The sequence below is a fragment of the Paenibacillus sp. 1-18 genome (genome assembly GCF_000520755.1).
Classification (GTDB): domain Bacteria; phylum Bacillota; class Bacilli; order Paenibacillales; family Paenibacillaceae; genus Paenibacillus; species Paenibacillus brasilensis.
Genome location: NZ_ASSB01000336.1, coordinates 1 through 411 on the forward strand (window position 1 = coordinate 1; position 411 = coordinate 411).

A 411-nucleotide genomic window follows, 5' to 3' on the forward strand; every position below is an offset into this window, starting at 1 on the left:
ACGCTTTTTTTGGAAAGGCATGAAGCAATTCTGAAGTGCCTTAATTATTTGATCGAGCATCGGCAGGAAGTGATGGATATTCTCACCCAATTTTCATCCTATCGGGCCGCCAATGCAGAAATTGATTCCACCATCCTCACACTTCAAGGTGCTTTGGAGGAAGTACAGACCTATCAGCCAGGCTGGCAGCGTTCTATGGCTGTATTTATGCCTTCCAACGTCGTTTTGTACTCCTACGCATTATACCTTTTGATTCCGGCCCTGTACGTTGAAAAGATAGACTTTCGCCCTTCTTCTCACGTAAACGAGTACGTCAGCATGCTGCATGAAAAGCTCCAGGCTGTACATGGGTTACCCATCTATATTCGTAAAGTAAGTCAGAAGGTGTTTATGGAGAATTCCGTGATGCCG

General features: G+C 45.3%; 1 pseudogene. It reads left to right on the forward strand.

The window, feature by feature from the left end:
* Nucleotides 1–411 (forward strand): annotated as a pseudogene (locus tag L693_RS0121800) (aldehyde dehydrogenase family protein); the annotation flags it as partial.